The organism is Ruminococcus flavefaciens (assembly GCF_900116855.1).
In the GTDB taxonomy this organism is placed as follows: domain Bacteria; phylum Bacillota; class Clostridia; order Oscillospirales; family Ruminococcaceae; genus Ruminococcus; species Ruminococcus flavefaciens_R.
On sequence record NZ_UETD01000003.1, the window covers coordinates 345,702 to 355,923 of the forward strand.

A 10,222-nucleotide genomic window follows, 5' to 3' on the forward strand; every position below is an offset into this window, starting at 1 on the left:
AGTTTGATCATAAACCCACCGATTTCAACGCCTGATCCAAATCTGCTATGATATCATCCGGGTCCTCGAGTCCAACACTAAAGCGGATAAAGCCTTTTCTGAATTTCTCCGGATATAGGTTGATTCGCTCATCATAACTCGGTTGTGGGAAAATCAGGCTTTCATCATGTCCAAGAGATACGGCAAATGTTACGACCTTAAGTGCCGCGCAAAAGCGTTCAACGGTCTTATCATCTGTATCTACGCCAAAGGATATAACTCCACCGTAGCCGTTTTTCATCTGCCGCTTTGCTAATTCATGACCCGGATTACTCGGAAGTCCCGGATAGGATACAAAAGTTACGTTTTCCCTCTGCTCAAGCCACTCGGCTATCTTCTGGGAAGATTCATTGATCCGCTGCATTCTGAGAGGGAACGTCACCGAACCTCTGAATATCTGCCATGCATTGAAAGGGCTGATTACGGAACCCACATTGACCTGCGCTTCATAGCGGATACGATCCATTGCCTCAAGATCATTCGAGATAATTGCACCGCCCTGCGCATCGCCATGACCGTTGATAAACTTTGTCAGCGCTTCCACGACAAAATCGGCTCCAAGTTCAAGTGGTTTCTGATTGAACGGAGATGCAAAGGTATTGTCAACAGAAAGCAACGCTCCATTTTCATGAGCTATTTTTGCAATGGCTTTAATATCTGTAACACCATTCGTCGGGTTATCCGGTGTCTCAATATGGACAAGCCTTGTTCCCGGTGTGATCACCTGCTTCACAGCATCAAGATCCGTCATATCCACCATTATCGTTTCTACGCCAAACTTGCGGTTAAACAGTTCATGAAACATGCGATAAACCGCCATATAGCTTACATTGGGATAAATAACGCGGTCGCCTGACTTAAGAAGTGTCCAGAACAAGGCATGCAAAGCTGCCACGCCACTTCCCAGTACAATAGCATCATCCGCATCATGTAATGCAGCCACCTTCTCCTCAAGCCAATGTTGATTGGGATTTCCATTTCTGGAATACATCAAAAGATCGGTTGATGAATAGTTGACCTGCGACAAATCGTCAGGCAGCTTATAGCTGTTTGCCATATGAAGTGGTCTTCTTACTGCGCCGGTTCCTTCATCATAATCCGTTCCTGTATGAATTGCCTGTGTTGTGATATCGTATCCCTTATATTTGTTTTCTTTCTTAGCCACTTTAGTTTTCCTCCGCTTAAAACTTTTTCCTCACAAATTCCGATTTGTAGGGGAGATTAGATTGCCCCTGTCTGTTTTCATTATTTCGGGATCATAGATGCCGAACGGACTTCCTCCGCCCAACCAGCATGATGAACAGTTTTCACAGCCGCTGCCGCAGTCCAGCGACTCTTTGATAATCTGCTCGCGTTCCTCACGCGTGGTATCCTTGATTAAAATAGATTTCATAAAAACAGCCTCCATTTACGGATTGGGGTATTTACGCCATCTCTGCGTTGATTGTGTCTTCACAGGCAGCCATTGCCTTCAGCGTCATATCGAGCAGCTTGTCAAGCTCCCAGCCAAGCTGATTTGCACCGCGCTCAATCACTTCACGCGAACATCCTGCCGCAAAGCCTTTGCTCTTATACTTCTTTTTCAGCGATTTCAGTTCCATGTCCTTTGTGCTTTTGGAAGGGCGCATCAGAGCGGCAGCCCAGATCAGACCGGTCAGTTCGTCCGCTGCAAACAGCACCTTTTCCATTTCATGAATCGGCTCGACATCTATTGTTACGCCGCAGCCAACTGTGATTCCGTAGCCATGTGAACAGACAGAATGAATGATGTCATCGCTGACGCCGCCTTCTCGCAGAAGTTCCGGTGCTTTCAGACAATGCTTCTCTGGATACAGCTCAAAATCAATATCGTGAAGCAGTCCGACAATGCCCCAGTGTTCAGCTTCATCACCATAGCCCAGCTCATCCGCATACCACTTCATGACCGCCTCAACAGTGAGGGCGTGCTGGATATGGAACGGATCTTGATTGTATTTTTTCAGCAGAGCAAATGCATTCTCCCTTGTTATCATTTATATTTCCTCCAAAGTTATCTTGTCACACATTGTGAATATGATTCTGACCGCAGCACGCCAATGCGGATGCGTTGCTGTGAAAACCGGAAGGCTCTCACACTATGCATATAGGTCTGATATGATTATATCACAACATTGCGTGATTGTCAATCTGGTGTAACGGTCAGCGTGGAAAAGTGAATATGGCAATTTAATCCCCCTCATCAGGTAGAAAGCAATGTTCCTGCTTGGTGAGGGGGATTTTTTGTTTTATGTGAAAGCTTTAATTCTATCGCTTAATTCCTCAAGCACTTTGTATGTAAAGTGAACTTGTCCATAGTCTTTTTGAACGTCCGTATCGTGCTGTAATGGATTGCAGTGGTTCTTGGCATCATATAATTCCTCGATAAAGTCTCTGGGAAGTAGCGCACAACTCTTGCAAACAGTAATGTTGTCATCAAGCTTTTCCTTGATAAATGAGTCACCTTTCCAGTGAGTTATAATGCACTTTACACCCTTTTCTAGGCCTATGCGGATGTCATGAAGTGCATAGCCAAATTCACCGTTCTTCATTTGCCCATGGGCTTTCTTCAGAATATCCTCGATTTTCTGAAGTTCTTCATTGTAGTAATCAAAGGATTTTCCACCGCAATCTAAGCCCTCGGAATTATATCCAGACTTGTAGTATCCCTGGCGGTCTTTTCCGGAACGGTCATAGCCATCTCTGTCAAAGCCATTCCTGTTGTACCCTTCTCGGTCAACTCCAAATCTGTTAAAGCCCGATTTGTCGAAGCCCTCGTGATCATACCCTTCGCAATCGAAGCCATCCCTGTCAAATCCTTTTCGATTAAAGCCGTCCTTGTCATAGCCGTCACGACCATAGCGAGCGACTTCATGCTCAGAAACACGATACTGCAATCCTCGGCAGCACATACATCAACAAGCATCGGCACATCGGGCAGGAGTGCATAGCTTTCTGCAAAGAACTGTCCCTTGCTTACAAGGTTGAGTATCGTGCGGTTTCCCCACATATCATTGCTTTCAATAGTAACGCCGCCTGCTGTGACAAAGCAGAGCTTATCGGTGATCTCTCCCGAAGAAAAGATCATCGCACCTTTCTTATATTTCTTTTCGGCTGCATTAAGGGCTTTCATAAGCTCAGATATTTCGGTATCATCAAAGCCCTTGAACAGTATCGAATTGTGCAAAACTGAAATATCCATATTTTTCTCCCAAAATGTTGTAATTACAACATACTTTCTCCTTTGATTATACTATAATGGATACAGAAAGTCAAGGAGGTATGGCTATGATACGGAAAATAATTGAGATAGACGAAGAAAAATGCAACGGCTGCGGTCTGTGTGCGAAGGCTTGTCATGAGGGTGCGATCGCTATCGTGAACGGCAAGGCAAAGCTCATGCGTGACGATTTCTGCGACGGCTTCGGTGACTGTCTCCCTGCCTGTCCTATGGACGCTATCCACTTTACCGAACGTGAAGCGTCGGCTTATGACGAAAAGGCGGTGCAGGCAAACAAGCAGAAGAAGTCCGCTTGCAGCGGTTTCACCTGTCCGGGTTCTGCTTTGCAGAGCTTTACGCCAAAAGAAGATGACAGCGATGTTCGTGTACCGGGCTGTCTGAGAAAGTTTCCGATACAGATAAAGCTGCTGCCGACTAATGCACCTTATTTCAACGGTGCCGACCTGTTGATCGCTGCCGATTGTACAGCTTACGCCTACGGAAACTTTCACCATGATTTTATCCGTGGGAAGATAACGCTCATCGGCTGTCCGAAGCTTGACGCAGTTGATTACTCCGAAAAGCTGACAGAGATATTCAGAAACAACGATATAAAGAGCATCACTCTCACAAGAATGACAGTGCCGTGCTGCGGAGGTATGGAGTATGCGATAAAACGTGCGATAGAGGCAAGCGGTAAGGATATTCCGCTTGAAGTAGCTGTTATATCGCCGGACGGCAGTATCGTCGAGATAAGAAAATAATGGAGGAATATATCATGGAACAGAAAATGTTTTGCTATCAGTGTCAGGAAACAGCGGGCTGTAAAGGTTGTACCGCTTGCGGTGTCTGCGGTAAACAACCCGAAGTCGCAGTAATGCAGGACTTGCTTGTGTACGTTACAAAGGGGCTGTCTGCGTTGACAACTCAGCTCCGTGCAGAGGGACAGGCAGTCGATAAGGCTGTCAATCATCTTATCAGCGTGAACCTGTTTATCACGATCACCAATGCAAATTTCGATCTCGACAGCATTACCGCTAAGGTTACTGAAACGCTTGCAGTCAAAGAAGAATTGCTCGGACAGGTGCAGAATAAAGAATCTCTCCCCGAAGCAGCTCTTTGGAACGGTTCGGACTATACCGAGAAAGCAAAGACTGTCGGCGTACTTGCAACAGAGAATGAGGATATACGCTCTCTGCGTGAGCTGATAACCTACGGTCTGAAAGGACTTGCGGCATATACAAAACACGCAAACGCTCTGCTGAATGATGATGAGGAGCTTGATGCTTTCTTACAGTCGGCTCTTGCTAAAACACTTGATGACAGTCTGTCGGTCGATGACCTTGTGGCTCTCACGCTGGAAGTCGGCAAGTACGGCGTTCAGGGTATGGCTGACCTTGATGCTGCAAATACTACAGCATACGGCAATCCTGAGATCACGACAGTTGATATCGGTGTCCGCAAAAATCCTGCAATACTGATCTCAGGTCACGATCTGAAAGACCTTGAAATGCTCCTTGAGCAGACAAAGGATACGGGAGTTGATGTTTATACGCACTCGGAAATGCTACCTGCGCATTATTATCCGTTCTTCAAAAAGTATCCGCATTTCGCAGGAAACTACGGCAATGCGTGGTGGAAGCAGAAAGAGGAATTTGAGAGCTTTAACGGTCCGGTGCTGATGACCACAAACTGCATCGTTCCGCCGAAAGACAGCTACAAGGACAGACTTTGGACAACAGGTGCCGCAGGTTATCCTGGCTGTAAGCATATTGACGCACCCTACGGCGAAGCAAAGGACTTTTCAGCAATCATCGAACAGGCAAAGAAATGTCCTCCGCCGACCGAAATCGAAACCGGCTCTATTATCGGCGGCTTTGCCCATGAACAGGTATTTGCACTTGCCGATACAGTTGTAGAAGCTGTAAAATCGGGGGCTATCCGCAAATTCGTAGTCATGGCAGGCTGTGACGGCAGAGCGAAGTCCAGAAGCTACTATCAGGAATTTGCTGAAAAACTGCCTAAAGACACGGTGATCCTTACCGCAGGCTGTGCGAAGTACAAGTATAACAAGCTCGACTTAGGCGACATCGGCGATATTCCGAGAGTTCTCGATGCAGGACAGTGCAATGATTCTTATTCTTTGGCGCTTATCGCTCTGAAGCTGAAAGAGGTATTCGGGCTTAACGATGTGAATGATCTGCCTATCGTTTACAATATCTCATGGTATGAGCAGAAAGCAGTCATCGTTCTTCTTGCTCTGCTGTATCTTGGAGTGAAGAATATTCACCTCGGACCGACTCTGCCAGCGTTCCTGTCTCCGAATATGGCAAAGGTTCTTGTAGACAGTTTCGGCATTGCGGGTATTACGAATGTTGACGATGATATGAGGATATTCGGCTTATGAGAAGAAAAGACCGTGAAGTGACCGATCTCAGCGAGATCATGAAAAACTGCGATGTATGCAGACTGGCTCTGAATCCGAGCTGGAAGCGGAAATCAACATCGCTGCCGAGCTCATCGAAGACTGCATCAATGAAAACGCACATGTCGCCCTCGACCAGACGGAATACCAGAAACGCTACGATGCGCTGGTCGCCCGGTTCGACAAGGCCAAGGGCAGACAGACCGAAGTCACCGATCTGATTGCCGAGCGGAAAGCCCGCAAACATCAGATCGAATCCTATCTGAATGAGCTGCGGAACCGGGAGCCGCTGACGGAGTTCCGGGATACCGACTGGCTGGCGATGGTCGATTACATTACCGTTCACAGCAAAAAGGACATCCGGGTGACCTTCAAGGACGGCACCGAAATCAAAGCATAATCCCACAGACGCAGCAACGCCTCTGAACCACATCGGCTCGGAGGCGTTTCTACGTTATATTTCTTATTTATTTCGTTTTCCAGTATTATCCGACCCTCTGATCTCTTCGTGGTAGAAATAATCCACTATTACTGGATGCCCCTGCGGAACCCTGCCATATGGCATTTCATTATCCACGAACGGACAGTCATATGTCTTTGCCATTTCTTCCGCTTTTTTCTCCAAAGCTTCAAAGTAGCTGCGATTATGCTTGTTGTATATCTCATCATAAAGTGGCAAAAGATCAGGACGCTTTTCGGCAATATAATCCATAATTGTCTTCTTGAAGCCGCCTCGCAGATTCAGATTCTCAAGCCAGAACAAATCGCATTGATTATGCACACGCTCAAAAATGGCTTCCAAGTCTGTGATGCCGGGAAATACGGGAGATACGAAACAGACTGTGCGGATACCTGCATCGTATATCTTTTTCATGGCGGCAATTCTGCGTTCAATACTGACTGCGGCATCCATTTCGTTTTTGAAATTCTCATCAAGCGTATTTATCGACCACGAAACGGTAACCTGTCCCAGCTTTTTCAGCAGGTCAATGTCACGCACTACCAGATCGGACTTCGTGCAGATCAGGATATCCGCACCGCTGCCGATAAGCTGCTCCAACAGCTTTCTTGTATTGCCAAACCGCTCCTCTTGCGGATTGTATCCGTCAGTGACCGAGCCGATTACCACTCGCTGACCGGAATACTTCTTCGGATTTTTTATTTCAGGCCAACGCTTAACATCGAGAAAGGTTCCCCATTCTTCAGTATGTCCAGTAAAGCGTTTCATAAAGGAAGCATAGCAGTACTTACAGGCATGGGTACATCCCACGTAGGGATTCACAGAATATCCACCCACGGGCAGACTGGATTTTGTCATGATATTTTTTGTTTCGACCTCACCGATGAGAACGCCGTCCATATTTATCTGTGCCATGCTCTTTGTTCCTCCAATACCTTATTAAAAGACTCCGGCAGCTCCTGAATCATATTTTCATCCCCAATGATAGGTTCAAGATCTTCCTTCATAAAAACGGGAATTCCGGCTTCGTGTGCCTGATCCGTAAGTGACCATGCCCATTCAGGCTCGGTACGCACCTTCTTGCTTTGCGCTCCGGTCATGGTACCGACAACGAGCCAATCAATGCAGGAAAGGTCTACTTCACCGGGATCATCAAACAGCGGTTCAAATGTCACATGATAATGCTTTGCCCGGATATTCTTCCGAAGAGCATCGATTCTCCATAGTTCTGACTTTCTCGTTACCGTCACTCCGAACCACGCATTATCAAGGTCTGTATCAAAACTCAACAAATCAGGTCGCTTGCTCAGAAAGAGAAACTGGTGCTGTGGGTTTTCACGTATCTTCGCAAACACCTCGTTCCGCCAATCATCCTGCCAACCGGCAAGATCGCTCATACCGGTTAGCAGAAAATTCTGCGGACGCTTTTTTTCCATCATTTTGAGCTTCCCCGGAAAAAACTCCGGTTTGGCAAAATCATAGATCATATGCCAGCGTTTCACGTTGTTACGGGCGTAGCAGTATTGACAGCCAACAGTACAGCCGATGACCAGATTCATGTTCTGTATCTGATCCTTTATACAAATGCTCATTCTTCACGCCACCCTTCAAGATTTTTTTGAATGCGTTCGAGATATGACTCAAACTGCACAATCTCGTTTTCCGAAAAGCCTTTATAATAGATCCTGCCCATTCCGGCAGAGACATCGTCATAATCAACTTTTAATTTATGTGCTTTTTCAGTAAGATAGAGAAGTGTTTTTCGCTTATCCTGCTGATCCTGTTCACGGCGGATAAGGCCGCTTTTCTCCATTCTTTCAAGCATGGTAGTAAGCGATGTGATGGCAAGGCCGCATTTTTCCGACACGGTTTTGATTGGCACACCGTCCTCCTGCCATAGCGCATAAAGAATACGTCCCTGTGCGCCATTGAAGGCATCGATGCCTTTTTTTAATAAAACCCGCTCGAATATCCTGTCCCCAAGCTGTTTTATTTTCGTTACCAAAAATCCACCATTCATCACAGATACTCCTATATCGTAGTTTCTATAATTCTACCATATAGGAGCGTTTTTGTCAATGGATAAACTATGAACACTCTTCCAGATAAATGAATAATATGTATCACCGAAACAGAGAAACACCTCTGAACCACATCGTCTCGGAGGCGTTTTTTATTTTATAAGAATATCATTCATGAGTGACCGTGCAAGATTTATGAAGCAAGTTTTTAATATTGATAACTATAGCGATGTTGATCTGTTCTGTTGTGTTGTTGCAAAACATAACATACGCACTCAAAATAAGCATGAGATAGTCGAGCAGAGTATCTGCATTGATGGGGATATTCGTGATGTACTGAATAAGCTAGTGTAAGATAAAATCCACCACATCATTGGATAACTAATATCCTTTGATGTGGTGGATTATTTTGTAATGGTTTCTATGACAACATTTCTAAGCACTCAACCCTATCCCTCAATCGCAATATTTGATATGTATCATTTTTGCGATCCTACGCACTTTTCACTCTCTGACAACATTTTGACGCACTACCAAAAGCCAATTATCATTTTGACGCACTAACCTCAGTGTGCAGAAATGTTGTCAGCCGTTTTTAGTGCGTAGATGTCTTTCCGAATACAGCAAAAACCATACCAGCGGCCTATGTGCAGTTTAACTGCATACCCGAAAACTGCCGTAGAGTCGTGCTTTTCAGCTTTCGTTCCTTGACATCAATACTACGCACTCAACGTGTGCTGTATCTGGTAAAAGATCTCCTCACCCTACACACACCAAAACTCTGCTTGTCACGTTCAAGCAGAGTATCGGGGAACAAATTGAGCCACTTGTGACTGAAGCTGGTACTACCGAAATATGCATCGAAGTTGGAAACAGGCAGGATAACATAGTCTGAATCATCGGGCTTGTTAGCGATGCAGTAAGCGAGAATCATTTCCGCTACCTCGTAGGGCAGACCGTCAGGCAGCAGTGCCTTGATACGATCTTTTTCATCATCGGAGAAGGAAAAAGTCTTATCCGCCAGCGGTCCAAGCTCCAAAGCGTCCGCCAATACATCATCAAACCGCAGCACCCATGCCCCTTTGGTCTCAGATGAATACAGCGACACCTGATACTGCTTCACCTTATCTCTCCAAGCAGCATCAAATTTAGTTTTCAGCGGCTCAGCGTTGGAGAGAGTAGTCTTGCTCATGTTTTCGCTGTTCTTGGTGATGAACTTTTCGACCTTGTGAACGTGCCTGTAAAACCAGCCTTTTCCCGTCTTATCCACCAATTCGGGGAATTCCTCATGCAGATCACTGAAATCACTTCTGAACTGCCACTCCTCCTTTGGAGCGGCAGTTTTTTTGTCGGGGATACTGCACCATGCACACAGAGCTCGCCGTGCATAGTCTGCATCGGGAGCACCTTTTTTGAACATATACCCCCGAGCGATAATAGTCAGCACACGGCTCAGACCAGTGAAATCCTTCATCATCTCAAAGCTGAAACGTCCGAGGAAGGAAAGGTCACGTTTACCGCTGCATTTGTAAACGGGCTTGCCCGTGTAAGCCTTGAATTCTTCAATTTCGTTCAGCATTACTTCTCCCTCCTGACGTGCTTTTCGATCCTGTCCAGTAGCAGATCGAAGAGCACTTTTCTTTTGCCCAGAGCAACTATGTACCTGACTGCTTCATCAGGCTTCATTACGGCTTCAATCAGCTTTCGGCACTCCCCAGCAACCGCATCACGGTAGTACACATTCACGGATTTATTGAGGTAAGCCTCCATAAGCCGCATGAACTCAGGCGAATCACCGTCACGGATAAGCCGTTTCCTGTCAGTGCGGTTATTATCATCGTCAATGTCAGCTATGAGATCAATGAGAACACGGTAACCGCCGAAACGGAAGTCGCTGAAAAGCGGATAGTACCGTTCGTGCTCAGGCAGCCACTCAGCTAACAGATCATCACGCTGTTCCTTTGGCGTCAAGTGCCAGTTCTTAGCCTGCAACTCCTGCCTGATAGCAGCTATCCTCTCGGGAGGTGTACCCTGAAACAGGG

Annotated in this window: 12 protein-coding genes and 1 pseudogene; 3 read left to right on the forward strand and 10 right to left on the reverse strand. The window is 46.2% G+C overall.

Features of this window, described 5'->3' with window-relative positions:
• Positions 1–7 precede the first annotated feature (7 nt).
• The 5 genes from DSZ37_RS03940 to DSZ37_RS17950 form a co-directional block, all read right to left on the reverse strand.
• The gene (locus DSZ37_RS03940; protein WP_109725660.1) at positions 8–1,204 is read right to left on the reverse strand and encodes a trans-sulfuration enzyme family protein; all 1,197 of its coding nucleotides are present in this window, start codon (positions 1,202–1,204) and stop codon (positions 8–10) included.
• 30 nt (positions 1,205–1,234) lie between these two features.
• Positions 1,235–1,432: a hypothetical protein gene (locus tag DSZ37_RS03945; RefSeq protein WP_109725661.1), complete on the reverse strand. Its 198-nt coding sequence runs from the start codon at positions 1,430–1,432 to the stop codon at positions 1,235–1,237.
• A gap of 31 nt (positions 1,433–1,463) precedes the next feature.
• Positions 1,464–2,051, reverse strand: a complete 588-nt coding sequence (locus DSZ37_RS03950) for a hydrolase (RefSeq protein WP_109725662.1) — start codon at positions 2,049–2,051, stop codon at positions 1,464–1,466.
• Between the two features lie 252 nt (positions 2,052–2,303).
• A complete protein-coding gene (locus DSZ37_RS03955; RefSeq protein ID WP_109725663.1) occupies positions 2,304–2,606 on the reverse strand; it encodes a hypothetical protein in 303 nt (100 codons plus the stop codon).
• A gap of 80 nt (positions 2,607–2,686) precedes the next feature.
• The gene (locus DSZ37_RS17950) at positions 2,687–3,256 is read right to left on the reverse strand and encodes a cyclic nucleotide-binding domain-containing protein (protein WP_242978560.1); all 570 of its coding nucleotides are present in this window, start codon (positions 3,254–3,256) and stop codon (positions 2,687–2,689) included.
• An 86-nt stretch (positions 3,257–3,342) separates the two neighbouring features.
• Between DSZ37_RS17950 and DSZ37_RS03965 the strand changes: the two genes are divergently transcribed.
• Genes DSZ37_RS03965 through DSZ37_RS03980 form a run of 3 tightly spaced genes read left to right on the forward strand, consistent with a single transcriptional unit; the run spans position 3,343 to position 6,099 of the window.
• Positions 3,343–4,038: an ATP-binding protein gene (locus DSZ37_RS03965; protein WP_109725664.1), complete on the forward strand. Its 696-nt coding sequence runs from the start codon at positions 3,343–3,345 to the stop codon at positions 4,036–4,038.
• 14 nt (positions 4,039–4,052) lie between these two features.
• Entirely contained in the window at positions 4,053–5,681 is a 1,629-nt protein-coding gene (hcp, locus tag DSZ37_RS03970) for a hydroxylamine reductase (protein WP_109725665.1), read from the forward strand.
• A gap of 55 nt (positions 5,682–5,736) precedes the next feature.
• The gene (locus DSZ37_RS03980) at positions 5,737–6,099 is read left to right on the forward strand and encodes a hypothetical protein (protein ID WP_181380230.1); all 363 of its coding nucleotides are present in this window, start codon (positions 5,737–5,739) and stop codon (positions 6,097–6,099) included.
• Between the two features lie 63 nt (positions 6,100–6,162).
• Here DSZ37_RS03980 and DSZ37_RS03985 read toward each other — a convergent pair whose 3' ends face one another.
• The 5 genes and pseudogenes from DSZ37_RS03985 to DSZ37_RS04010 all read right to left on the reverse strand — a co-directional run.
• Positions 6,163–7,074 carry a radical SAM mobile pair protein B gene (locus tag DSZ37_RS03985; RefSeq protein WP_037296466.1) on the reverse strand — a complete coding sequence of 304 codons (912 nt, stop codon included), beginning with the start codon at positions 7,072–7,074 and terminating at the stop codon, positions 6,163–6,165.
• Positions 7,062–7,751 carry a radical SAM mobile pair protein A gene (locus tag DSZ37_RS03990; protein ID WP_109725666.1) on the reverse strand — a complete coding sequence of 230 codons (690 nt, stop codon included), beginning with the start codon at positions 7,749–7,751 and terminating at the stop codon, positions 7,062–7,064. The genes DSZ37_RS03985 and DSZ37_RS03990 overlap by 13 nt, the downstream gene beginning before the upstream one ends.
• A complete protein-coding gene (locus DSZ37_RS03995; protein WP_037296468.1) occupies positions 7,748–8,179 on the reverse strand; it encodes a radical SAM mobile pair system MarR family transcriptional regulator in 432 nt (143 codons plus the stop codon). The genes DSZ37_RS03990 and DSZ37_RS03995 overlap by 4 nt, the downstream gene beginning before the upstream one ends.
• 728 nt (positions 8,180–8,907) lie before the next feature.
• Positions 8,908–9,759: a hypothetical protein gene (locus DSZ37_RS04005; RefSeq protein ID WP_109725667.1), complete on the reverse strand. Its 852-nt coding sequence runs from the start codon at positions 9,757–9,759 to the stop codon at positions 8,908–8,910.
• Positions 9,759–10,222 (reverse strand): annotated as a pseudogene (locus DSZ37_RS04010) (RNA dependent RNA polymerase); the annotation flags it as partial. The gene DSZ37_RS04005 and the pseudogene DSZ37_RS04010, both read right to left, overlap by 1 nt.